20 protein-coding genes are annotated in these 23,829 nt (G+C 69.9%); 12 read left to right on the forward strand and 8 right to left on the reverse strand.

Annotation, left to right across the window (positions count from 1 at the left end; genetic code table 11):
- Window positions 1-44: 44 nt before the first annotated feature.
- Window positions 45-455: a group I truncated hemoglobin gene (locus AC5Y6X_RS09620; protein ID WP_499986124.1), complete on the reverse strand. Its 411-nt coding sequence runs from the start codon at window positions 453-455 to the stop codon at window positions 45-47.
- Between the two features lie 217 nt (window positions 456-672).
- Between AC5Y6X_RS09620 and AC5Y6X_RS09625 the strand changes: the two genes are divergently transcribed.
- The 4 genes from AC5Y6X_RS09625 (at window position 673) to dnaE (ending at window position 6,551) form a co-directional block, all read left to right on the forward strand.
- Entirely contained in the window at window positions 673-1,701 is a 1,029-nt protein-coding gene (locus tag AC5Y6X_RS09625) for an SDR family NAD(P)-dependent oxidoreductase (protein ID WP_499986125.1), read from the forward strand.
- A 4-nt stretch (window positions 1,702-1,705) separates the two neighbouring features.
- On the forward strand, window positions 1,706-2,509 hold the full coding sequence (locus AC5Y6X_RS09630; protein ID WP_324677916.1) for an SDR family NAD(P)-dependent oxidoreductase: 804 nt from the start codon (window positions 1,706-1,708) through the stop codon (window positions 2,507-2,509).
- Complete coding sequence (locus tag AC5Y6X_RS09635; RefSeq protein ID WP_499986130.1) at window positions 2,509-2,940, forward strand: type II toxin-antitoxin system Rv0910 family toxin; 432 nt, start codon at window positions 2,509-2,511, stop codon at window positions 2,938-2,940. The genes AC5Y6X_RS09630 and AC5Y6X_RS09635 overlap by 1 nt, the downstream gene beginning before the upstream one ends.
- A gap of 77 nt (window positions 2,941-3,017) precedes the next feature.
- A complete protein-coding gene (dnaE, locus tag AC5Y6X_RS09640; RefSeq protein ID WP_499986132.1) occupies window positions 3,018-6,551 on the forward strand; it encodes a DNA polymerase III subunit alpha in 3,534 nt (1,177 codons plus the stop codon).
- Between the two features lie 85 nt (window positions 6,552-6,636).
- Here the strand turns inward: dnaE and AC5Y6X_RS09645 are convergent, their stop codons facing one another.
- A complete protein-coding gene (locus AC5Y6X_RS09645) occupies window positions 6,637-7,083 on the reverse strand; it encodes a PPOX class F420-dependent oxidoreductase (RefSeq protein WP_499986133.1) in 447 nt (148 codons plus the stop codon).
- 60 nt (window positions 7,084-7,143) lie between these two features.
- On the opposite strand from AC5Y6X_RS09645, the gene AC5Y6X_RS09650 reads away from it, so the two are divergent.
- Window positions 7,144-7,542, forward strand: coding sequence for a MerR family transcriptional regulator (locus AC5Y6X_RS09650; RefSeq protein ID WP_499986134.1), 399 nt, complete (start codon window positions 7,144-7,146; stop codon window positions 7,540-7,542).
- Here the strand turns inward: AC5Y6X_RS09650 and AC5Y6X_RS09655 are convergent.
- Window positions 7,530-8,375 (reverse strand): class I SAM-dependent methyltransferase, encoded by an 846-nt coding sequence (locus tag AC5Y6X_RS09655; protein ID WP_499986135.1) that lies wholly within the window; start codon window positions 8,373-8,375, stop codon window positions 7,530-7,532. The two genes, AC5Y6X_RS09650 and AC5Y6X_RS09655, sit on opposite strands and share 13 nt — an antisense overlap.
- Before the next feature lie 65 nt (window positions 8,376-8,440).
- Between AC5Y6X_RS09655 and fadD11 the strand changes: the two genes are divergently transcribed.
- From fadD11 to AC5Y6X_RS09670, 3 genes are read left to right on the forward strand one after another with little or no spacing between them, the layout of a single operon-like run.
- Window positions 8,441-10,276, forward strand: a complete 1,836-nt coding sequence (gene fadD11, locus AC5Y6X_RS09660; protein ID WP_499986137.1) for a fatty acid--CoA ligase FadD11 — start codon at window positions 8,441-8,443, stop codon at window positions 10,274-10,276.
- 17 nt (window positions 10,277-10,293) lie between these two features.
- The gene (locus AC5Y6X_RS09665) at window positions 10,294-12,174 is read left to right on the forward strand and encodes a lysophospholipid acyltransferase (RefSeq protein ID WP_499986490.1); all 1,881 of its coding nucleotides are present in this window, start codon (window positions 10,294-10,296) and stop codon (window positions 12,172-12,174) included.
- Between the two features lie 40 nt (window positions 12,175-12,214).
- Window positions 12,215-13,012 (forward strand): DUF6065 family protein, encoded by a 798-nt coding sequence (locus AC5Y6X_RS09670; protein ID WP_499986138.1) that lies wholly within the window; start codon window positions 12,215-12,217, stop codon window positions 13,010-13,012.
- A gap of 2 nt (window positions 13,013-13,014) precedes the next feature.
- On the opposite strand, the gene AC5Y6X_RS09675 is transcribed toward AC5Y6X_RS09670, so the two are convergent.
- Complete coding sequence (locus AC5Y6X_RS09675; protein WP_499986140.1) at window positions 13,015-14,364, reverse strand: alpha/beta fold hydrolase; 1,350 nt, start codon at window positions 14,362-14,364, stop codon at window positions 13,015-13,017.
- Between the two features lie 85 nt (window positions 14,365-14,449).
- Here AC5Y6X_RS09675 and AC5Y6X_RS09680 point away from each other — a divergent pair, with 85 nt between their 5' ends.
- From AC5Y6X_RS09680 to AC5Y6X_RS09690, 3 genes are read left to right on the forward strand one after another with little or no spacing between them, the layout of a single operon-like run.
- Window positions 14,450-14,887, forward strand: coding sequence for a nitroreductase family deazaflavin-dependent oxidoreductase (locus AC5Y6X_RS09680; RefSeq protein ID WP_499986141.1), 438 nt, complete (start codon window positions 14,450-14,452; stop codon window positions 14,885-14,887).
- Between the two features lie 43 nt (window positions 14,888-14,930).
- Window positions 14,931-16,226, forward strand: coding sequence for a threonine ammonia-lyase (ilvA, locus tag AC5Y6X_RS09685; protein WP_499986143.1), 1,296 nt, complete (start codon window positions 14,931-14,933; stop codon window positions 16,224-16,226).
- A gap of 14 nt (window positions 16,227-16,240) precedes the next feature.
- Entirely contained in the window at window positions 16,241-17,152 is a 912-nt protein-coding gene (locus AC5Y6X_RS09690) for a phosphatase PAP2 family protein (RefSeq protein ID WP_499986144.1), read from the forward strand.
- On the opposite strand, the gene AC5Y6X_RS09695 is transcribed toward AC5Y6X_RS09690, so the two are convergent.
- Window positions 17,082-17,777, reverse strand: coding sequence for a pyridoxamine 5'-phosphate oxidase family protein (locus AC5Y6X_RS09695; protein WP_499986146.1), 696 nt, complete (start codon window positions 17,775-17,777; stop codon window positions 17,082-17,084). The two genes, AC5Y6X_RS09690 and AC5Y6X_RS09695, sit on opposite strands and share 71 nt — an antisense overlap.
- A gap of 40 nt (window positions 17,778-17,817) precedes the next feature.
- Between AC5Y6X_RS09695 and AC5Y6X_RS09700 the strand changes: the two genes are divergently transcribed.
- Window positions 17,818-19,140 (forward strand): aminotransferase class I/II-fold pyridoxal phosphate-dependent enzyme, encoded by a 1,323-nt coding sequence (locus AC5Y6X_RS09700; protein WP_499986147.1) that lies wholly within the window; start codon window positions 17,818-17,820, stop codon window positions 19,138-19,140.
- Between the two features lie 79 nt (window positions 19,141-19,219).
- On the opposite strand, the gene AC5Y6X_RS09705 is transcribed toward AC5Y6X_RS09700, so the two are convergent.
- From AC5Y6X_RS09705 to treY, 3 genes are all read right to left on the reverse strand, one after another.
- Complete coding sequence (locus AC5Y6X_RS09705) at window positions 19,220-19,696, reverse strand: hypothetical protein (RefSeq protein ID WP_499986149.1); 477 nt, start codon at window positions 19,694-19,696, stop codon at window positions 19,220-19,222.
- A 96-nt stretch (window positions 19,697-19,792) separates the two neighbouring features.
- Window positions 19,793-21,538, reverse strand: coding sequence for a malto-oligosyltrehalose trehalohydrolase (gene treZ, locus AC5Y6X_RS09710; protein ID WP_499986151.1), 1,746 nt, complete (start codon window positions 21,536-21,538; stop codon window positions 19,793-19,795).
- The gene (gene treY / locus AC5Y6X_RS09715; protein WP_499986152.1) at window positions 21,531-23,828 is read right to left on the reverse strand and encodes a malto-oligosyltrehalose synthase; all 2,298 of its coding nucleotides are present in this window, start codon (window positions 23,826-23,828) and stop codon (window positions 21,531-21,533) included. Before treY ends, treZ begins: the two co-directional genes overlap by 8 nt.
- Window position 23,829 lies beyond the last annotated feature (1 nt).

The following is a 23,829-nucleotide window of genomic DNA, read 5'->3' on the forward strand; positions in this document are numbered from 1 at the left end:
TGGAATTCTCGCCCATAACCGGGCCGCCGCGGGCCACGGCGCGCTCAGACCCAGGCCGCGGCGGCCTCCCCGGACGCGATCTCGGGAGCCAGCGGCGCGATGGCGGCCAATATCTCGGTCACCGTCGCGGGCGGGACGCCGGCGGCGGCCAGCGCATCGGCCAGGTGCCCGGCCACCAAACCGAAATGGTGCATGGTGATTCCGCGACCCCGGTGCACTTGTTTCATCGGCGCGCCGGTGTAGGGCGCGGGCCCGCCGAGAGCGGCTCCGAAGAACTCGACCTGTTTGCCCTTGAGCCGGCTCATGTTCGTGCCCGTGAAGAAGCCCGACAGCTGATCGTCGGCAAGCACGCGAATGTAGAAGTCCTCGACGACGACTTCGATCGCCTCGTGCCCGCCGATCCGGTCATAGATGCTGGCCGGCTCTGCCTTGCGGAAGCGTGCCCGTAGTCTCATGCGCTCCAGGGGATCATCCCCGCGTTGCCCGTCGGTTAGTGCGCCATCACGCGCGGATTGCTCGCTGTAACAACCGGATTGCCCGCAGCTGGCCACAACCCGCGCCGGCGCGTGAGCCACGCGACCGGGCCGACATGCAAGCAATCCGCAGCCAATCCGCATCCAATCGCCCACCGATGTCCTAGGTTGGCCGTATGACCCACAGAAGCGGGACCAAATGAACCTCGGTGACCTGACGAACCTGGTGGAAAAGCCGTTCGCGGCGGTGTCCAACATCATCAACACCCCGAACTCCGCCGGGCGGTATCGGCCGTTCTATCTCAGGAACCTGCTCGACGCGGTGCAGGGCCGCACGCTCGAGGACGCGGTCGCGGGCAAGACCACCCTGATCACCGGGGGATCGTCGGGCATCGGTGCGGCCGCCGCGAAGAAGATCGCGGAGGCGGGCGGGGCCGTCGTGCTGGTGGCCCGCACCCGGGAGAACCTGGACAAGGTGGCCGACGAGGTTCGCGGCGACGGCGGGACCGCCCACGTGTACCCGTGCGACCTGTCCGACATGGACGCTATCGCCGCGATGGCCGACCGGGTGCTGGACGACCTCGGCGGCGTCGACATCCTGATCAACAACGCGGGCCGCTCGATCCGGCGCTCGCTGGAGCTGTCCTACGACCGCATCCACGACTACCAGCGCACCATGCAGCTCAACTACCTCGGCGCGGTCCAGCTCATCCTCAAGTTCATTCCCGGCATGCGCGAGCGCGGCTTCGGGCACATCATCAACGTGTCCTCGGTCGGTGTGCAGACCCGCGCGCCCCGGTTCGGCGCCTACATCGCCAGCAAGGCCGCGCTGGACAGCCTGTGCGACGCGCTGCAGGCCGAGGTCGTCAACGACGGCGTCCGGTTCACCACCGTGCACATGGCGCTGGTGCGCACGCCGATGATCAGCCCGACCAAGATGTACGACAAGTTCCCGGCGCTGACGCCGGACCAGGCGGCCGGCGTGATCACCGACGCGATCGTGCACCGGCCGCGGCGGGCCAGCTCGCCGTTCGGGCAATTCGCCGCCGTCGCCGACGCGGTGAACCCCGCGGTGATGGACCGGGTGCGCAACCGCGCCTTCGGCATGTTCGGCGACTCGAGTGCGGCAAAGGGAGCCGCCAAGGGCGGCGAATCCACAACCGACGCAGAGCAATTCGACAAACGCAGCGAGACGTTCGTGCGCGCGACGCGCGGGATCCATTGGTGACGCCGTGAGCCTTCCGAAACCCGACACCGACACCACCGTCGTCATCACCGGCGCCTCCTCCGGCATCGGCGCCGAGCTGGCCCGCGGCCTGGCCCGCCGCGGCTTCCCGCTGCTGCTGGTAGCGCGCCGCCGCGAGCGGCTCGACGAGCTCGCCAACGAGGTGGGCGCGGAGTACTCCGTCGCCGTCGAGGTGATGCCGCTGGACCTCAGCGACGGCAAATCCCGCGCCAAGTTGGCGACCCGGCTGCGCGACGAGCCGATCGCCGGCCTGTGCAACAGCGCCGGCTTCGGCACCAGCGGCGTCTTCTACACGCTGCCGCTCGAACGCGAGAGCGAGGAGGTCACGCTCAACGCGCTGGCGCTGATGGAGCTCACCCATGCGGTGCTGCCCGGCATGGTCGAACGCGGGGCCGGGGCGGTGATGAACATCGCCTCGATCGCGGGGTTCCAGCCGATGCCCTACATGGCGGTGTACTCGGCCACCAAGGCCTTCGTGCAGACGTTCTCCGAGGCCATCCACGAGGAGCTGCACGGCTCGGGCGTGTCGGTCACCGTGCTGTGCCCCGGCCCGGTGCCCACCGAGTGGGCCGAGATCGCAAACGCCGAGCGGTTCAGCCTTTCCATCGCGCAGGTCTCGCCGTCCGACGTCGCCGAGGCCGCGATCGGCGGGATGCTCGCCGGGCGGCGCAGCGTGGTGCCCGGGGTGGTGCCCAAGGTCGTCAGCACCAGCGGCAGGTTCGCGCCGCGCAGCCTGCTGTTGCCGGCGATCCGGATCGGGAACCGGTTCCGCGGCGGGCCGAGCCGCTGATGGCCGCCGTCGACATGACCGCCGACATGCCGATGACCCCGCAGGACATGTGGGATCACGTCGCGGACCTGGCGGACCTGGGCGAGTGGCTCGTCATGCACGAGGGCTGGCGCGGCGAGCTGCCCGACGAGATCACCGAGGGCACCCAGATCGTGGGCGTGGCGCGGGCCAAGGGCATGCGCAACCGGGTGACCTGGACGGTGACGAAGTGGGACCCGCCGCACGAGGTCGCGATGTCCGGGTCGGGCAAGGGCGGGACGAGATACGGCGTCACCCTGACCGTGCGGCCGACCGGGGGCGGGTCCACCCTCGGCCTGCGGCTCGAGCTGGGCGGGCGTCCGCTGTTCGGGCCGGTGGGCTCGGCGGCGGCCCGCGCCGTCAAGGGGGACGTGCAGAAATCTCTGAGGCTGTTCGTCGAGAAATACGGGTGAGCCCCGCACAACGGGCGCGAGACACACGCGCCGACACGCCCGGCCGCGTCGGTGCTCGGTCATAGACTGGCGTCCCTATGAACCAGTCGTCCTTCGTGCACCTGCACAACCACACCGAGTACTCGATGCTGGACGGTGCCGCGAAGATCGCGCCGATGCTCGCCGAGGCGAAACGGCTGGAAATGCCCGCGATCGGCATGACCGACCACGGAAACATGTTCGGCGCCAGCGAGTTCTACAACGCGGCCACCGATGAGGGGATCAAGCCGATCATCGGCGTCGAGGCCTACATCGCGCCGGGCTCGCGCTTCGACACCCGCCGCGTCACCTGGGGGGACCCCAGCCAGAAGGCCGACGACGTCTCCGGCAGCGGCTCCTACACGCACCTGACGATGGTGGCCGAGAACGCGACCGGCCTGCGCAACCTGTTCAAGCTGACCTCGCTGGCCTCCTTCGAGGGCCAGCTGAGCAAGTGGTCGCGGATGGACGCCGAGCTCATCGCCGAGCACGCCGAGGGCATCATCATCACCACCGGCTGCCCGTCGGGCGAGGTGCAGACCCGGCTGCGGCTGGGGCAGCAGCGCGAGGCGCTGGAGGCGGCCGCCAAGTGGCGCGAGATCGTCGGGCCCGACAACTACTTCCTGGAGCTGATGGACCACGGCCTGGAGATCGAGCGGCGGGTCCGCGACGGGCTGCTCGAGATCGGCCGCAAGCTCGGCATCCCGCCGCTGGCCACCAACGACTGCCACTACGTCACCCGCGACGCCGCCCACAACCACGAGGCGCTGCTGTGCGTGCAGACCGGCAAGACGCTGTCGGACCCCAACCGGTTCAAGTTCGACGGCGACGGCTACTACCTCAAGTCGGCCGCCGAGATGCGCCAGATCTGGGACGACGCGGTGCCCGGCGCGTGCGACTCCACGCTGCTGATCGCCGAGCGGGTGGGCTCCTACGCCGACGTGTGGGCGCCGCGCGACCGGATGCCGGTCTTCCCGGTGCCCGACGGCCACGACCAGGCGTCCTGGTTGCGGCACGAGGTGGAGGCGGGGCTGCGCCGGCGGTTCCCCGCCGGCCCGCCGGACGGCTACGCCGAGCGCGCCGCCTACGAGATCGACGTCATCTGTTCCAAGGGCTTCCCGTCCTACTTCCTGATCGTCGCCGACCTGATCAACTACGCGCGGTCGGTGGGCATCCGGGTCGGCCCCGGCCGCGGCTCGGCCGCCGGGTCGCTGGTCGCCTACGCCCTGGGCATCACCGACATCGACCCGATCCCGCACGGGCTGCTGTTCGAGCGGTTCCTCAACCCCGAACGCACCTCGATGCCCGACATCGACATCGACTTCGACGACCGCCGCCGCGGCGAGATGGTGCGCTACGCCGCCGACAAGTGGGGCTCCGACCGGGTGGCGCAGGTCATCACCTTCGGCACCATCAAAACCAAAGCGGCGCTGAAGGATTCGGCGCGCATCCACTACGGCCAGCCCGGTTTCGCCATCGCCGACCGGATCACCAAGGCGCTGCCGCCGGCGATCATGGCCAAGGACATCCCGCTGGCGGGCATCACCGACCCCAACCACGAGCGGTACAAGGAAGCCGCCGAGGTGCGCGGCCTGATCGAGACCGACCCCGACGTGCGCACCATCTACCAGACCGCGCGCGGCCTGGAGGGCCTGATCCGCAACGCCGGTGTGCACGCCTGCGCGGTGATCATGAGCAGCGAGCCGCTGACCGAGTCGATCCCGCTGTGGAAGCGGCCGCAGGACGGGGCGATCATCACCGGCTGGGACTACCCGTCGTGCGAGGCCATCGGCCTGCTGAAGATGGACTTCCTGGGCCTGCGCAACCTGACGATCATCGGCGACGCGATCGAGAACATCAAGGCCAACAAGGGAATTGACCTCGACCTGGAGTCGGTGCCGCTCGACGACAGGGCCACCTACGAGTTGCTGGGTCGCGGCGACACCCTGGGTGTGTTCCAGCTCGACGGCGGCCCGATGCGCGACCTGCTGCGCCGCATGCAGCCCACCGGGTTCGAGGACGTCGTCGCCGTCATCGCGCTGTACCGGCCCGGGCCGATGGGCCAGAACGCGCACAACGACTACGCCGACCGCAAGAACGGCCGCCAGGCGATCCGGCCCATCCATCCGGAGTTGGCCGAGCCGCTCGAGGAGATCCTGGCCGAGACCTACGGCCTGATCGTCTACCAAGAGCAGATCATGCGCATCGCGCAGAAGGTGGCCGGCTACTCGCTGGGCCGAGCCGACATTCTGCGCAAGGCGATGGGCAAGAAGAAGCGCGAGGTGCTCGCCAAGGAGTACGAGGGCTTCGCGGAGGGGATGCAGTCCAACGGCTTCTCCGCGGGCGCCATCAAGGCGCTGTGGGACACCATCCTCCCGTTCGCCGACTACGCGTTCAACAAGTCGCACGCCGCGGGCTACGCCATGGTGTCCTATTGGACCGCCTACCTCAAGGCCAACTATCCCGCCGAGTACATGGCCGGCCTTCTGACCTCGGTGGGCGACGACAAGGACAAGGCCGCCGTCTACCTGGCCGACTGCCGCAAGCTGGGCATCACGGTGTTGCCGCCGGACGTCAACGAGTCCGGCCTGAACTTCGCGTCGGTGGGCAAGGACATCCGCTACGGGCTGGGCGCGGTGCGCAACGTCGGCGCCAACGTCGTCACGTCGTTGATCAACACCCGCACCGACAAGGGCAAGTTCACCGACTTCTCGGACTACCTGAACAAGATCGACATCTCGGCGTGCAACAGGAGGGTCACCGAGTCGCTGATCAAGGCGGGCGCGTTCGACTCGCTGGGCCATCCCCGCAAGGGCCTGTTCCTGGTGCACACCGACGCCGTCGACTCGGTGCTGGGCACCAAGAAGGCCGAGGCGATGGGGCAGTTCGACCTGTTCGGGGGGTCCGACGCGGGCACCGACGCGGTGTTCACCATCAAGGTGCCCGACGACGAGTGGGAGGACAAGCACAAGCTGGCCCTGGAGCGCGAGATGCTGGGCCTGTACGTGTCGGGGCATCCGCTCAACCGGGTGGCGCACCTGCTGACCACGCAGGTCGACACCGCGATCCCGGCGATCCTCGACGGCGACATCCCCAACGACGCCCAGGTGCGGGTGGGCGGCATCCTGGCGTCGGTGAACCGGCGGGTAAACAAGAACGGAATGCCTTGGGCGTCAGCGCAATTGGAAGACCTCACCGGTGGCATCGAGGTGATGTTCTTCCCGCACGCGTATTCCGCCTATGGCGCCGACATCGTCGACGACGCGGTGGTGCTGATCAACGCGAAGGTGGCGATCCGCGACGACCGGATCGCGCTGATCGCCAACGACCTGGTGGTGCCCGACTTCTCCAAGGCCCAGGCCGACCGGCCGCTGGCGGTCAGCCTGCCCACCCGGCAGTGCACCATCGACAAGGTGAGCGCGCTCAAGCAGGTGCTGGCCCGCCACCCGGGGACCTCGCAGGTGCATCTGCGGCTCGTCAGCGGGGACCGGATCACCACGCTGGAGCTGGACGCGTCGCTGCGGGTGACGCCGTCGCCGGCGCTGATGGGCGACCTCAAGGAACTGCTCGGCCCGGGCTGCCTCGGCGGTTAAGCCTCGGCGTCTTTCCCGGCGAGCGTGCGCGTTTGTACGCGGCACGCCGCAGATTCCCGTACATCTGCGCACGCTCGCGGACGGGTCATGCCACGTCCACCCGGACGATGGCGCTGTCGGACCACACCCCGCGGTCGCGCGCGCGGCGCAGCTTCTCGCCCAGGCACAGGTCCCGGTGGACGTTCGTCACGCCGGGCACCTTGATCAGCGGCATGACGTTCCACTGCCAGCCATACCGTTCGTGCAGCAGCCGGTTGGCCCGCTCGGCGTCGGCCCCCGACAGGATCGTGGCGCGGCCCGCAACCGTCGTCGCGCCGCGGCGCACCCGGCCCCGGTAGTCGCAGGCTGCCAGTTCGACATCGCGGCGCGCCGCAAGCCGCCGGGTCTTCGGCCCCACCTTGGTCCGGAACACCAGCGCGTCGCCGTCGAATCCGAACCAGATCGGGGTGTCGACGGGTGTGCCGTCGCGGCGAAACGATCGCAGAAGGGCGTATCGGGCGTGGGCCAGCTCGTCGAGTGCGGTGTTGTGCATGCCCCCAGTCAACGACTTAGAGTTAGCTCTAAGTCAAGCATCGATTCCTCGGGAGGCGCGATGGGCGCACGCCAGACGATCGGCGAGGTCTCGCGCCGGGCCGGGGTCGCCGCGACGACGCTGCGCTACTACGAGCGGATCGGGCTGGTGCCGGCGCCGTCGCGGCTGGGCGGTCAGCGCCGCTACGACGACGCGGTGCTGGCCCGCCTCGAGGTGATCCGGCTCTGCAAGTCCGCCGGGTTCGCGCTGGAGGAGATCCAGGCGCTGTTCGCCGACGACGCCCCGGGGCGGCCCGCCAGCCGCGCGCTGGCGGAGGCGAAACTCGCCGAGATCGACGCCCAGATGGCGTCGCTGGCCCGGGCCCGCGCCGTCATCGAGTGGGGCATGCGCTGCACGTGCCCGTCGATCGACGCCTGCACGTGCGGCATCCACAGCCCGCAGCAGATTCAGAACCGGTAGCGCAGGATCCGCGCCTTGCGGGCCGACGCCACGAACAAGCCGGATACCTTGGTGGCCAACCGAATCCAGCCCGGAAACAGGTCGACCTCGGGGGCGTGTGCCAGGCTGGTTTCCTCGACCAGGGTCAGCGCCGGGTTCCACGCCAGCGGCACCCGCGCGTCCTTGAACCCCGGATAGCCCCACTGGGCGCCCACGCTGCTGAACATCTGCTGCGGCGCCAGACGCACCGCCAGCCGGCTGAACCAGCCGATGCGCCCGTAGTCGTTGAAGGCCAGCTCCCCGGACGCGAAGTGCTCGGTGATGCGGCGAAACACACCGACGATCACCGCCTCGGACAGGAACGCGAACAGCCCGTCGGCGATCACCATGGTGGGCCGGCCGGACGGGATGGGCTCGGGCCAGCCGTTGTCGGCCACCGACGCGGTGATCGAGTGGCCCCGCTCGTGGGCCGGCATCAGCCGGTCGCGCACCGCGATGACGCCGGGCAGGTCGACGCTGTACCAGTCGACCGTGGCGGGCGGGTTCACCCGGAACAGGCCCGTGTCCAGGCCCGCGCCCAGGTCCACCACGACGGCGTCGGGATGCTCGACGGTGAACGCGCGGACCCGGTCGTCGAGCATCTTGGCGCGCAGGGACGTCTGGCACACCACGCTCGTGGGCACGCCGAGGGCCTCGAAGTCGTAGTCGATCCTGCCGACGATCTCGTCGGCGAGCGTGTCGCCCAGGATGGGCCGGGGCCAGCGGCTGTCGAGCGCCCGCGCGTATTGCGTCAGCAGCGCGGTCTGCTCCAGCGGGGACAGGTCGCCGACGTCGACGCGTTGATCGGACCGCATGCCCCGAACGTACTCGGTGCAAGCTATTCCGCGGCCCCTGACCACGGACGTACGCTCACGAAGTGATGACGCACACGACGACACCCGACCGTCCGGCCACCCTGTGCGAGGCGTTCCAGCGCACCGCGTCGATCGACCCGGACGGCGTCGTGCTGCGCACCCCCGGTGACACTCAGACGCTGACCTGGCGAGAGCTGGCCGAACAGGTGCGCAAGGTCGCCGCGGGGCTCGCGGGCTTGGGGGTCCGGCGCGGCGACACGGTTTCGCTGATGATGGCCAACCGGATCGAGTTCTACCCGCTCGAGATCGGTGCCCAACACGTCGGCGCCACTTCGTTTTCGGTGTACAACACGCTGCCCGCCGAGCAGCTCAGCTACCTGTTCGACAACGCCGGCACCAGGGTCGCGATCTGCGAGGAACAGTACGTGGACCGCATCCGCGCCAGCGGCGCGGCCATCGAGCACATCGTCTGCATCGACGGTTCGCCGCCGGACACCATCTCGGTGGACGAGCTTTATGCCGCCGCGCCAGCCGATTTCGACTTCGAGTCCACCTGGCGGGCGGTGCAGCCCGACGACGTCGTCACCCTCATCTACACATCCGGCACCACCGGAAACCCCAAGGGCGTCGAGATGACGCACGCCAACCTGTTGTTCGAGGCGTTCGCCCTCTACACCGTGCTGCCCGTCCACTTCGGCGAGCGGGTCACGTCGTTCCTGCCGTCGGCGCACATCGCCGACCGGGTGATGGCGCTCTACGGGCTGGAGGTGTTCGGCGCCCAGGTCACCGTCATCTCCGACGCGCGGGCCATCGCCGCCGCGCTGCCCGACGTGCGGCCCACGGTGTGGGGCGCGGTGCCGTGGGTGTGGGAAAAGCTCAAGGCCGCAATCGAATTCACCGTCGACCACGAGACCGACGAGGTCAAGCGGCAGGCGTTGCAGTGGGCGATGTCGGTGGCGGCCAAGCGCGCCGACGCCGAACTGGCCGGCCAACCCATGCCCGACGACGTCGCCGCCGAATGGGCCAAGGCCGACGAGTTGGTGCTGTCCAAGCTGCGCGAGCGGCTCGGCTTCGGCGAGTTGCGCTGGGCGGTGTCCGGTGCGGCCCCGATCCCCAAGGAGACGCTGGCGTTCTTCACCGGCATCGGCATTCCGATCGCCGAGGTGTGGGGGATGTCGGAGCTGAGTTGCGTTGCCGCCGTGAGCCATCCCGACGTCGGGCGGCTGGGCACGGTCGGCAAGCTGCTCCCGGGGCTGGAGGGCAAGATCGCCGACGACGGCGAGTTCCTGGTCCGCGGCCCGCTGGTGATGAAGGGCTACCGCCGGGAACCGGCGAAGACCGCGGAGGCCATCGACGCCGACGGCTGGCTGCACACCGGCGACATCCTGGCCGAGGACGACGACGGCTACCTGCGCGTCGTCGACCGCAAGAAGGAGTTGATCATCAACGCGGCCGGAAAGAACATGTCCCCGGCCAACATCGAGAACACCATCCTGGCCGCCTGCCCGATGGTCGGCGTGATGATCACCATCGGCGACGGCAGGCCGTACAACACCGCGCTGATGGTCTTCGACGCCGAATCGGTCGGCCCGTACGCGGCCCAGCACGGCCTCGCCGACGCCTCGCCCGCGGCGCTGGCGGCCCACCCGGAGATCATCGCCCGGATCGCCGCCGGAGTGGCCGAGGGCAACGCCAAACTGTCGCGCGTGGAACAGATCAAGCGCTTCCGGATCCTGCCGACGGTATGGGAGCCCGGCGGTGACGAGATAACGCTGACCATGAAGCTCAAGCGCAAGCCGATCATGGCGAAATACGCCGCCGAGATCGAGGACCTCTACGCGAGCGAGCCGCATCCCGAGGTCCACGAGCCCGCCCAGGCCGCGACGGTGCAACCGGCATGAGCGGGGGACGGCTGGCGATGGCGCGCGAGCTCGGTCGCGTCGGGACGCGAAAGCTGTTGCAGCGCAGCGGAATACTCGATGAATCCGTGACGCCGCTGTCGACCGATCCCGCCGAGGTTGTTCAGCTGCTGGCCGCGCCGTGGTACGCCGAGCGGCTCGACAAGCTCGCCGACGAGCTCGGCCGCGACCCGGCCGCCGTGCGCGCCGAGGCCGCGGGCTACCTCCGCGAGATGGCGCCCTCACTCGACGAGCGGGCGGTGCACGCGTGGAGCGGCTTTTCTCGCTGGCTCATGCGGGCCTACGACGTGCTGGTCGACGAGGACCAGATCGCGGCGCTGCGCAAGCTGGATCGCAAGGCGACGCTGGCGTTCGCGTTTTCGCATCGCTCGTATCTGGACGGCCTGCTGCTGCCGGAGGTGATCCAGGCCAACCGGCTCAAGCCGGCGCTGACCTTCGGCGGGTCGAACATGAACTTCTTCCCGTTGGGCGCCTGGGCCAAGCGCACCGGGACCATCTTCATCCGGCGTCAGACCAGGGACATTCCCGTCTACCGCTTGACGCTGCGCGCCTACACCGCGCAGCTGGTGCAAAACCACGCCAACCTGACCTGGTCGATCGAGGGCGGCCGGACCAGGACCGGCAAGCTGCGGCCCCCGGTGTACGGGATCCTGCGCTACATCAGCGACGCCGTCGACGAAATCGACGGCCCCGAGGTCTATTTGGTGCCCACCTCCATCGTGTACGACCAGCTGCACGAGGTGGAGGCCATGACCACCGAGGCCTACGGGGCGGTGAAACGGCCCGAGGACCTTCGCTTCATGATCCGGCTGGCCCGCCAGCAGGGCGAGCGGCTGGGCCGCGCCTACCTGGACTTCGGCGAACCGCTGCCGCTGCGCAAGCGGCTCGAGGAGTTGCGCGCCTTGGAGACCTCGGCGTCCGGCGCCGGCACGGAGATCGAACGCATCGCGCTCGACGTCGAGCACCGGATCAACCGCGCCACCCCCGTCACGCCCACCGCGGTGGTGAGCCTCGCGCTGCTGGGCGCGGACCGCTCGCTGTCCATCAGCGAGGTGCTGGCCACCGTGCAACCGCTGGCGAGCTACATCGCGGCGCGCAACTGGACGGTGGCCGGGGCCGCCGACCTGACGAACCGCTCCACGATCCGCTGGACCCTGCACCAGCTCGTCGCCTCCGGCGTGGTCAGCGTCTACGACGCGGGCACCGAACCGGTCTGGGGCATCGGGGCGGACCAGCACCTGGTCGCGGCGTTCTACCGCAACACCGCCATCCACATCCTGGTCGACCGCGCCATCGCCGAGACGGCGCTGCTGGCCGCCTGCGAAACGTCGGCGGACGGCCTGGTATCGCCGGCGTCCGTGCGCGACGAGGCGCTGAGCCTTCGCGAGCTGCTGAAGTTCGAGTTCTTGTTCTCGGCCCGCGCGCAGTTCGAGAAGGAGCTCGCCGACGAGGTGCACCTGATCGGCCCGGCGGACGACCCGGTGGACACCAGCAAGGCCGCCGGCGTGGCCGAGGTGCGGCGGCTGCTGCAGGAGGCGGATCTGCTGCTGGCGCACCTGGTGTTGCGCCCGTTCCTGGACGCCTACCACATCGTCGCCGATCGGCTGGCCGCCCACGAGGACGAATCGTTCGACGAGCAGGCATTTTTGGGCGAGTGCCTCGAGGTGGGCAAGCAGTGGGAGCTGCAGCGCCGGATCGCCAGCGCCGAGTCGCGGTCGATGGAGCTGTTCAAGACCGCGCTGCGGCTGGCGCGGCACCGCGAGCTGGTGGACGGCTTCGAGTACCCCGACATCGCCGAACGACGACGGCAGTTCGCCGACGAGATCGCCACCGCCATCCGCCGGGTCAACGCGATCGCGGAGCTGGCCAGGGCGCGCTGACCGTCCCCCCGCGCTAGACTCCTGCGGGTCAGGAAGCCCAATGGGGGAGGGATCCCAAACGTCGAGTGACAAGCCCGATGCGCAGGGCCGTCCGCTGATCGGTTTCGTCACCCGCGACAACGCACCCCCGGTCGCCCCGGCGCCGATCGACCGGGCGTGGATGTCGGAGATGTCGGCGCTGCGCATCGGCTGGCCCAGTCGGTGTCTGCCGATGCTCATCGCGAACCAGAGCGGCTGGGAGCTGCGCAACCCGTGCGCGTTCACCGCGACCTGGATGGGCCAGGACGGCGTGGACGTGATGGTCGCGCCCGACAGTCGCGATCCCGGTCAGTTCCTGCCCTCCAGCCACTTCGGTAACGGCATCCTGACCTGGCATCTGCCGATGCTGTTCCGCACCCCGCCGGGCTACAACCTGTTGGTGCGCGGGCCGGCGAACTATCCGAAGGACGCGGTGAGCCCATTGGAGGGCGTCGTCGAAACCGACTGGGCGAGTGCGAGTTTCAGCATGAGCTGGAAATTCACCCGCAAGCTGATGCCGGTGCGGTTCGAGGTCGACGAGCCGATCTGCATGATCGTCCCGCAGCGCCGGGGCGAGCTGGAGGAGTTCGTCCCCGAGCTGCGGCCCATCGAGTCCGACGAGGAGCTGCGGCGCAAGCACGACCTGTGGCTTCGCTCGCGCGACGACGCCGGGCGCATGCACGCGGCGGCCGATGTCGCCGCGGGGGAGCGGCTGGAGTGGCAGGGCGACTACACGAAGGGCCGGCACCGCGACGGCGAGGCCGGCGCCCCGGATCACCAGACCCGTCGTCACCTTCGCGCCTTTGTTTCGCGCCCGTGAGGTTATGGGCCTCGCGGGGGTGAGGTGACCCGGCAGACCTCGACCTCTTCGGGCAGGCCCTTGAGGCGTTGTGGCCCAAGGCTTTCGAACGCAAGGCCCGATCCGGCGGATAGGTCGCGCACTGTGCGGCTGGCCAACACCTCGCCCGCGTCCGCCAGTGCGCCGATGCGGGCGCCGGTGTGCACGGCCATACCGCTCCACTCATCGCCGCGCCGCTCGCACTCACCGATGTGGACGCCCGTCCGGATTCGGATCCCGCGCGCGGCGAGGGCCGGGATCAGGTCCAGCGCGCACCGAACCGCCTTTGTCGGCCCGTCGAAGAGCGCGAACACGCCGTCTCCCGTGTGCTTCGCCCGGTGGCCGCCGTATTTCTTCAACATGCTGTCCACGACGTTGTCGTGGGCGTCGAGCTGGTGACGCCACCCGGCGTCACCGTGGACGCTGAGCAGCTTGGTAGAGCTCACGATGTCGGTGAACATCACGGTTTTGAGGATCCGCTCGTCGGCGCCTTCGCTCGGCTTCTCGCAGACGAATTCCACGATCAGCGTTGCCAATTCGGCGACGATGTCGAAGGGGCCGTGTGGTCCCGGCGGCAGTGGGTGAAATTGGGCCTCCGGAATGCCCGCTGCGAGGGCGGCGGCCGCCTCGATGGGCACCAGACGGTCCCCGGGGCGCGCAAGGACGAGCGTCGGCGCTCGCACCGAGGCCAGCACGCCGCGGACGTCGATCTCCATGAACGCTTTCCACCACAGCTTGGCCATCGCCGGACTCACCATGGCGCGTTGGAGCCTGCCGAACATCTCTCGGACGCCGGGCGTTTCGGCCGTCGCGCCATAAAACAGATCGGCCAGCGCGCCTTCTCCCCAGTGACCGTCGATGTCGTCGAGCTGCGATTCGATTTCGGCAGGAGTGAACCCCCACGGGAAGTCCGGCAGCTCTTGCGAATACCGGGCCGCGCTGCCATACACGATGAGCGAGCGAACCCGATCCGGGTGGGCGGCGGCGAACATCACGCACACCGATCCGCCCTCGCTGCTGCCGAAGAGCGCCGCGCGGTCGATTTCCTCGGCGTCCAGAATCGCCCGCACATCGTCGAGCCGCTGGTCCGCCGACAGCGACTGCGTCGACGGATCCGACAAGCCCGTCCCGCGTCTGTCCCACACGATGAACCGTGTCGACCGGGCAAAGCACTCGATGAATTCCGCGTAGAGGTTCCCCGGTTCGTCGATCGTGTCGACGTTGCTCAGCATCCATCCGGGTACCCACACGACGAATGGGCCGGAAGCACCGAACACGCGGTAGGCCAGGCGCACGTCCCCATTGCGTGCGTAGCGCAGCCGTCCGTCGGTCACGCCAACATCGTGACATCACCGAGGTCAGCAGGTCCTGAGATTCTCGCTGCCGAGGTCGACCCGCACCGGGTCTAGATTGTTTGGCATGCCGCTAACCGGAGAGTACGAACCGTCGCCGTTGGATTGGTCCCGCGAACAAGCCGAGAAGTACGCCGAGTCCGGCGGCAAGGAAGCCGCCGACATGCAGGGCAAGCCGATCATTCTGCTGACCACCGTCGGCGCCAAGACCGGCAAACTCCGCAAGACCCCGTTGATGCGGGTCGAGCACGACGGCGAATACGCGATCGTCGCCTCGCTCGGCGGCGCCCCGAAGCACCCCGTCTGGTACCACAACGTCAAGAAGAACCCGCGCGTCGAGCTGCAGGACGGCGCCGTCACCCGCGAATACGACGCCCGCGAGGTGTTCGGCGAGGAGAAGGCCACCTGGTGGCGGCGCGCCGTCGAGGCCTGGCCCGACTATGCCGAGTACCAGAAGAAGACCGATCGCCAGATACCCGTGTTCGTGCTGACCCCGGTGAGCTGAGCCGCTTGCGCAGGTCGAGCGCGCGACATGGCACGATTGACCGGTGTCCGCCGAACTGAGTCAGAGCCCGAGCGCCGCGCCGCTGTCCGCGGCTGACGTCGACGCCGCGGCTCAGCGGATCGCGTCGGTGGTCGCGCCCACCCCGCTGCAGCTGAGTGACCGGCTGTCGGCGATCACCGGCGCGCAGGTGTACCTCAAGCGCGAGGACCTGCAGACGGTGCGCTCCTACAAGCTGCGCGGCGCCTACAACCTGCTGGTGCAGCTGTCCGCCGAGGAGACCGCCGCCGGCGTGGTGTGCTCGTCGGCCGGCAACCACGCGCAGGGCTTCGCGTACGCGTGCCGGATGCTGGGCGTGCACGGCCGCGTCTACGTGCCGGCGAAGACGCCCAAGCAGAAGCTCGACCGGATCCGCTACCACGGCCGGGAGTTCATCGAGCTGATCGTGGGCGGCCGGACCTACGATCTCGCCGCCGAGGCGGCGCTGGCGGACGTGGCAAGCACCGGCGCCACGCTGGTCCCGCCGTATGACGACCTGCGCACGATCGCCGGCCAGGGCACGATCGCCGTCGAGCTGCTGTCTCAACTCGACACGCTCGGCGTGGGCGAGCCCGACCTGGTCGTGGTCCCGGTGGGCGGCGGGGGGTGCATCGCCGGAATCACCACCTATCTGGCCGAGCGGACGACCAACACCGCGGTGCTGGGCATCGAGCCGGCCGGGGCGGCCGCGATGATGGCCGCGCTGGCCGCCGGCGAGCCGGTGACGCTGGACCACGTCGACCAGTTCGTCGACGGCGCCGCGGTGAAACGGGCCGGGACCCTGACGCATGCCGCGCTGGCCGCCGCCGGCGACATGGTGTCGATCACGACGATCGACGAGGGCGCGGTGTGCACCGCGATGCTCGACCTGTATCAGAACGAGGGCATCATCGCCGAGCCGGCCGGCGCGCTGTCGGTCGCCGGCCTGCTGGAGGCCGACATCGAGCCGGGTTCCACGGTGGTCTGCCTGATCTCGGGCGGCAACAACGACGTCTCGCGCTACGGCGAGGTGCTGGAGCGCTCGCTGGTGCACCTCGGCCTCAAGCACTACTTCCTGGTGGACTTCCCGCAGGAGCCGGGCGCGCTGCGCCGCTTCCTCGACGAGGTGCTCGGGCCCAACGACGACATCACGCTGTTCGAGTACGTCAAGCGCAACAACCGCGAGACCGGCGAGGCGCTGGTCGGCATCCAGCTGGGGTCGTCGGCCGATCTCGACGGCCTGCTGGCCCGGATGCGGGCGACGGAGATCCACGTCGAAACCCTGAAGCCCGGTTCGCCGGCCTACCGGTATCTGCTGCTGTAGCCGTCGCGATTCACATGGACCAGCCGAACAGTCCCGGCACATCGGGTTTCGGTGCGACGAGCGTCGGCAGCCTGGCGTTCCTCCTGCTGCTGGCGATGACGGCGGTTTGGATCGCTCGGCAGGAGCGCCCGGCGCGCCGCCTCTGGGCGAGGGTGCGCGACGTTGCCGTGGTCGAGCGTGTGGTCGGATGGGTGCGCGAGCAGCTCGGCGCGCGGGGATGGGCGCTGACCCGCCGGTGGCCGGCCTACGAGGTCGCCGGTGTCGCGCTGCTCGTCGGGTCCGCCGTCGTCGTGGCCCTCGCGGCGGGATTCACCGCGATCCTCGAGGACGTGCTCGAGGGTGACGGCATCGCCGGAATCGACCCGCCGGCCACCCGGTGGCTCGCCACCCACCGCGACCTGTGGTTGACCACGACGCTGCGGCTGGTCACCGAGGCGGGCGGCCCCGTCGCGCTGGTCGCGCTCGCCGTGGCGACGAGCGCCGCGGTCGCCGGGTGGCGCCGGATGTGGCTGCCGGTGGTTCTCGCGCTGGTCGGTGGCTGCGGGGCCGCGCTGGCGATCTTCACCGCCAAGGCGCTGGTAGTCCGCGACCGCCCACACCTGTCGTTCGCGGTGATCGCCGAGGGCGGATATTCCTTTCCCTCCGGCCACGCGACCGGCACCGCCGCGATCGCGTTGCTGTGCGCCTGGATGCTGACCCGCTGGCTGATCAGCTCGTGGACCGGGCGAGTGATCACGTGGACGATCGCGATTGGCCTGGCGACCGTCGTCGGGTTCTCGCGCGTCTATCTCGGGGTGCACTTCGTCAGCGATGTGCTGGCCGGCTGGCTGCTCGGCATGACCTGGGCCGGTGCGGTCATGCTGGTCGGCTCGTGGTGGGACAACGCCCGACGGGGACGCGAGTCAGGTACGACGGCACCGGCGTAGCCGGATCGAGATCGTCTGCCGGGACCGGTGTTCCGGCCGTCACGCGCAGCGGCACAACCCCGGCCCAGTGCGGCAGCGCGAGATCCTCCGGCTCGTCGACCGGTCCGCCGTCGCGCACCTTGGCCGACACCTCGACGAGGTCCAGCGCGAGCACGCCCGTCGCGGCCAACTCGCGGGCGTTCGGGGCCCGGCAGTCGGCGGCGCGCCCCGCAGCGATGTGATCCAGCAGCGCGTTGAGCGCCCGCAGCTTCTCCGCCGGACCGTCGACCACCCGCGCGTCGCCCAGCACGACCACCGAGCGGTAGATCAGCGAATGGTGCAGCGCCGAGCGGGCCAGCACCAGCCCGTCGACCAGGGTGGCGGTGACGCAGACGGGCAGTTTGGCCGCCTTGGCCGCCTTGGCCGCCAGCATCGGGCCGGCGCCGGTCGAGCCGTGCAGGTAGAGGGTTTCGTCGACGCGGGCGTGCGTCGTCGGCAACACCACCGGCCGGCCCGCGCTGAGGTAGCCCAGGTGACAGATCAAGGACTCGTCGAGGATGCGGTGGACGATCTCGCGGTCGTAGTTGGCGCGTTCCCGATAGCGGGTGGGCGTGGTGCGCGGGGTGGGGTGGTACGCGGTTTCCAATGGATTGCCTTTGTATTTGTATTAGTACATAATACTATCTGTGCCAGTGCAATACAGCATAGCCGGGTCGGGCGCGGAATCCATAGCCGCCGACGTGGAGCAGGCGATCTCGCAGGGCCGGTTGGCGCCCGGCGACGCGCTGCCGCCCATTCGGGAGCTGGCCGCCCGGCTCGGTGTCAACGCCAACACCGCCGCCGCGGCCTACCGCTTGCTGCGCGACCGCGGGGCCGTCGAGACCGGCGGCCGGCGCGGCACGCGGGTGCGTCACCGCCCCGCGACCACGCCGCGCTCCCTGCTCGGGCTCGACGTTCCCGCCGGCGTTCGCGATCTGTCGACCGGAAACCCGGACCCCGCGCTGTTGCCGATCGCGACGGTCGCGCCGGCCGCCGCCGTCCGTCCCGTGCTGTACGGCGAGCCGGCGATGTCGCCCGAGCTGGTCGAGCACACCCGCGCGGCATTGACCGCCGACGGCGTTCCGGCCGATCACCTCGCGGTGACCAGCGGTGCGCTGGACGGCATCGAGCGGGCGCTGACCGCGCACCTGCGCCCGGGCGACCGCGTGGCCGTCGAGGATCCCGGCTGGGCCAACATGCTGGATCTCCTTGCGCCGCTGGGGCTTTCGGCCGAGCCGGTGCGGGTCGACGACGACGGGCCGCTGGTTTCCGACGTCGCCGCGGCGCTGGGTCGCGGGGTGCGCGCGCTGGTGGTCACCAACCGCGCGCAGAACCCGACCGGCGCGGTGCTGTCGGGGGATCGCGCGGCGGCGTTACGCGGCGTGCTGGCCGAGCGGTCCGACGAGTTGCTGCTGGTCGAGGATGACCACTGCGCGGGCATCTGCGGCGCACCGCTGCACACCCTGGCCGGATCGACCGCCCGCTGGGCGTTCGTGCGGTCGGCGTCCAAGGCGTACGGGCCCGACCTGCGGGTGGCCGTCCTGGCCGGCGACCGCCGCACCGTCGAACGGGTGCACGGCCGGCTGCGGCTCGGGCCGGGCTGGGTGAGCCACATACTGCAGGGGCTCGCGGTCGGCCTGTGGTCCGACCCCGCGGCGACGCGGCTGATCCGCAGGGCCGAACGGCAATACGGCGGCACGCGCACGCGGTTGCGCGACGCGCTCGCCGGCCGCGGGGTCGACGCCTTCGGCCGCTCCGGGCTCAACGTGTGGGTGCCGGTTCCGGACGAGACCGTCGCGATCACCCGGCTGCTCAACGCCGGCTGGGCCGCGGCGCCAGGCACGCGGTTTCGCATTCGCACCGGGCCCGGCATGCGCATCACCATCGCGGACCTGGCCGCCGACGAGATCGACCCGCTCGCCGACGCCGTCGCCGGGGCGGTGCGCGGCACGGGCCGTCCGAGTGTGTAGCAAGGTGCGGCGAGCAGACGCAAAAGCCCCCAATTTCGCTGCGAAATGGGCGATTTTGCGTCTGCTCGGGCGGGTCTTGTCAGCAGTCAGGTCGCGGTGCCGGGACTTCGACCGGATCGAGCGACTGGTCGTTCGCGCGAAAGATCGGCTCGAGGGGTACCGCGAATCGGTCGGCCATATCGGTCAACACGTTGGCCCAAAGCCGGTCGTTTGGCGAGATCGGCCCGCGTCCGGGTCCGGTCAGCAGCAACGTGACCGTGGTACCGGACGCCATGTCGTCAAGCCGTGTGCGCAGAGATGACATGAGAATCTTCATGATTCGGGCGCGTGGTCGCGGACCGATGGGCACCTGACCCAGTGTCTTCACCAGGCAGCGATCCGGGCCGAGAAAGCCGACCCACAGTAGTCGCTGACCAAATCCGAGCGGCCCCATCAGAGCACGCCAGCGTTCTTGGAGATCGGAACACGAGCGCACCGGATCGGTGGCGGTCTCAAGCGGCGGGATTGGCGACAACTGGTGATGAGTCATGCGCGGATCATCCGCCTGCGCCCGCACCGACGCTACTCACCTCTCCACAAGCCCGCGAGCAGACGCAAACGTCCCCGACACGCCGGGCGTTCAGGGGCTTTTGCGTCTGCCCGCGCGACCTACTCAGCCACCTGCGCGCAGGATGGCGAACGAATGCCCCTGCAGCGCGGTGTGATCGGCCGTGACGGTCGGCGCACCCCACGCCAGCACCACCTCGCCGGCAACGGGTACCGTCACCGGCTCGGCGCCGAGGTTGCACGCGATGCGTAACCGGCCGCGGCGCAGGACGATCCAGGCCTGTTCCTCGTCGTAGTCCACGGCGAGGTGGTCCAGCCACGGATCGGCTAAGTCGGGCTCGCCGCGGCGCAGTGCGATCAGGTCGCGGTAGAGCCGCAGCAGCCGGGCATGCTCGCCGGCGCCGGCCTCGTCCCAGTTCAGCTTGGAGCGCAGGAAGGTCTGCGGGTCCTGCGGGTCGGGAATCTCCCCTTTCTTTGAGGCGTCCCAGCCGTGCTCGGCGAACTCGGCCTTGCGTCCCTCGGCGGTGGCCCGGGCCAGCTCCGGCTCGGGGTGTGAGCTGAAGAACTGGAAGGGTGTCGACGCGCCCCATTCCTCGCCCATGAAAAGCATTGCGGTGCAGGGTGACCCGAGCGCGAGGACGGCCTTGACGGCCAGCTGGCCGGCGGTCAGATTTTGCGATGGGCGGTCGCCGAGGGCGCGGTTGCCGACCTGGTCGTGGGTGCAGGTGTAGGCGAGCAGCCTGGTCGCGGGAATGCCTGAAGTCTCAGAGGTGTCCAGCGGCCGCCCATGGCGGCGCCGGCGGAACGACGAATACGTGCCGGCGTGGAAGTACCCGTGCCGCAGGGTCTGCGCCAGCGTGGCCAACGAGCCGAAGTCGGCGTAGTAACCCTGCCGCTCGCCGGACACCGCCGCGTGGATGGCGTGATGGATGTCGTCGTCCCACTGCGCGGTGATCCCGTAGCCGCCCCGATCGCGCGGGGTTATCAGCCGCGGGTCGTTGAGATCGCTCTCGGCCACCAGCGACAGCGGTCGGCCCAATTGCCTTGACAACCAGTCGGTTTCGGTGGCGAGCTCCTCGAGGATGTGGATGGCCGTGGTGTCCACCAGGGCATGCACGGCGTCCAGGCGCAGCCCGTCGGCGTGAAAGTCGCGCATCCAGCGCAGCGCGCATCCGATGATGTAGCGCCGCACCTCGTCGGAGTCGGCGTCGGCGATGTTGATTCCCTCGCCCCACGGGTTGCTCGCCGACGAGAGATACGGGCCGAACCGCGGCAGGTAGTTGCCCGACGGTCCGAAGTGGTTGAACACCGCGTCGATCAGCACCCCCAACCCGCGGGCGTGGCAGGCGTCGACGAACCGGACCAGCCCGTCGGGACCGCCGTAGGGTTCGTGCACGCTGTACCACAACACGCCGTCGTATCCCCAGCCGTGGGTGCCGGCAAAGGAGTTGACGGGCATCAGCTCGACGAATTCGACCCCGAGATCGGCCAGGTAGTCCAGTCTTTCGATGGCCGAGTCGAAGGTGCCGCCGGCGGTGAACGTGCCGACGTGCAGCTCGTAGATCACCGCGCCCTCGACCGATCGGCCCCGCCAGTCCCCGTCGGTCCACGCCGTCGCCGCGGGGTCCCACAGCTGCGAGCGGGCGTGCACGCCGTCGGGCTGGCGGGGCGAGCGCGGGTCGGGTAGGGCGGTCGGATCGTCGTCGAGCAGGAATCCGTATCTGGCATCCGGGGCCGTGTCGACGGATGCGTGCCACCAGCCGTCGGCCGAGCGCGTCATCGCGTGCACTTCGCCGCCGACGTCGAGGCGCACCAGCGCGGGTTTGGGCGCCCACACCCGGAATTCACTCATGTCGGCGCTCCAGCAGGACGACGGGCAGGTCGGAGAACAGTTGGGCGGCCGACGTCGCCCCGCTGGCCACCGCGCCGTTGAGCGCGTCGGTCCAGCTGCCCTCGGGCAGCGGCAGCACGGTGTTGCCCCAACCCGTTTCGGCCAGCCGCACCGTCCACCGGGTCACCGCCACCAGGACGTCGTCACCGCGGCGAAACGCCACCACGTGGTCGGCGGCCTCGCCGTCGGCGAGAACGGGAACGTAGCCGCCCCGCAGGAACGTGTCCGGGCGGGACCGCCGCACCCGCAGCGCGGTGGCGACGACGCGAATCTTGGGATGCTGCAACTCTTTCAGCGCGGCCCGGCGGGCGGCGTAGTCGACCGGGCGGCGGTTGTCCGGGTCCACCAGGCTGTCGTCCCACAGCTCGGTGCCCTGGTAGACGTCGGGTGTGCCGGGCACCGTCAGGGCGAGCAGCTTCTGGCCCAGCGCGTCGCTCGCCGCGTGCGGATTGAGTTGAGCCACAAGCTCGGTCAGCGCGGGCGCCACCGGCCCGTCGAGCACGGTGTCCAGCCAGCGGTGCACCGCCTCCTCGAAATGAATGTCGGGCTCGCTCCACGAGGTGTGCAGGGCCGCCTCCCGGATCGCCTTCTCGGCGTAGCCGTGCAGCCGGTCGCGCAGCTCGCCGGTGACCGCACCGTTGACCGGCCACACTCCGAAGATGTTCTGCCACAGGAACCGTCCCGTCGCGGCATCCGGTGACGGGGCCTCGATTTCCCAGCGGGCGAGGAACTCGGTCCACAGCGACGGCACCTGCGACAGGACCCCGATGCGGGCGCGCACGTCCTCGCCGCGCTTGGTGTCGTGGGTGGTCAGCGTCGTCATCGCGTGCGGCCACATCCGGGCGCGGGCGGCGGCGCGCTGGTGAAACTCGGCGGCGCCCACCCCGAATCGGCCCGGTTCGCCGCCCACCTCGTTCAGCGACACCAGCCTTGCGTCGCGGTAGAACAGGCAGTCCTCGCTGGCCTTGGCGGTCACCGCGCCGCACAGCTGCTGCAGGCGCACGGCCGGCTCCCCGCCAGAGGCCAGCGCGGCGGCGACGACCTGCAGCGCCGGCCCCAATTGCGGGGATGCCGCTTCGGTTTCGGCCAGCGCGGTGGGCAGTACCGCGGCCAGGCCGGGGTAGTCGCAGCGGTACACCCCGATGCGGGCGACCAAGGCGGCGATCGCCTCGGGAAGCAGCGGATGATCGCTGCCGGAAGCGGCCGCGATGCTGCGCCGCAGCCTGCCCAGCTCGCTGCCCAGGGTGTCGGCGGCCGCTTGGATCTTGAGCTCGCGCAACAGTTCCGGCATCGCGCCGTAATCCGTGCCGGCGGATTCGGCCAGCGCGGTCAGCGCCGGCGCCCCCGCCGGGTCGACGAAGACCCCGCCCACCTCCCGCAGCGCGTCGTAGCCGGTGGTGCCGGCCACCGGAAGCGTGGGCTCCAGCGCCTCGTCCGCCGCGAGAATCTTCTCGATCACGATCCAGGCGTCCGGGCCGACCAGGCCGCGCAGCCATGCCAAATACCCGCAGGGATCCGATAATCCGTCCGGATGGTCGATGCGCACGCCGTCGACGAGGCCCTCGGCGAACCAGCGGGCGACCTCGGCGTGGCTGGCGTCGAACACCGCGCGATCCTCCTGCCGCAGGCCGGCCAGCGAGGTGATCGAAAAGAACCGGCGATAGCCGCACACCCCGTTGCGCCAGCCCACCAGCCGGTAGTGCTGACGGTCGTGCACCTCGGGGCCGCTGCCGTCCCCGGTGCCCGGCGCGATCGGCAGCGCCAGGCCGCCCAGGCGCAGCAGGTCCCCGTCGACGGTCAGGTCTGCGGCGTCGTCGTCGGAACCCAACAGCGGCAAGACGATTCGGCCGTCGCCAAGATCCCAGTCGATGTCGAAGAACGCCGCGTAGGGCGAGGACCGGCCGTGCCGCAACACGTCCCACCACCACGGGTTCTGCTCGGGTTGGTCGATGCCGACGTGGTTGGGCACCACGTCGACGACCAGGCCCATGCCGCGGGCGCGGGCCGCCGCCGACAGCCGCGCCAGGCCGTCGGGGCCGCCCAGCTCACCCGACACCGTCGTCGGGTCGGTGACGTCGTAACCGTGGCTGGACCCCCGCACCGCCGTCAGGATGGGTGACAGGTACAGGTGCGACACCCCGAGATCGTCGAGGTAGTCCAGCAACTGCTCGGCGTTGGCGAAGGTGAACCCGAATCCGCTCGACTCACCGCGCAGCTGCAACCGGTAGGTGGCCCGGACCGGAAAAGCCATG

This window comes from Mycobacterium sp. NGS26, from assembly GCF_059813025.1.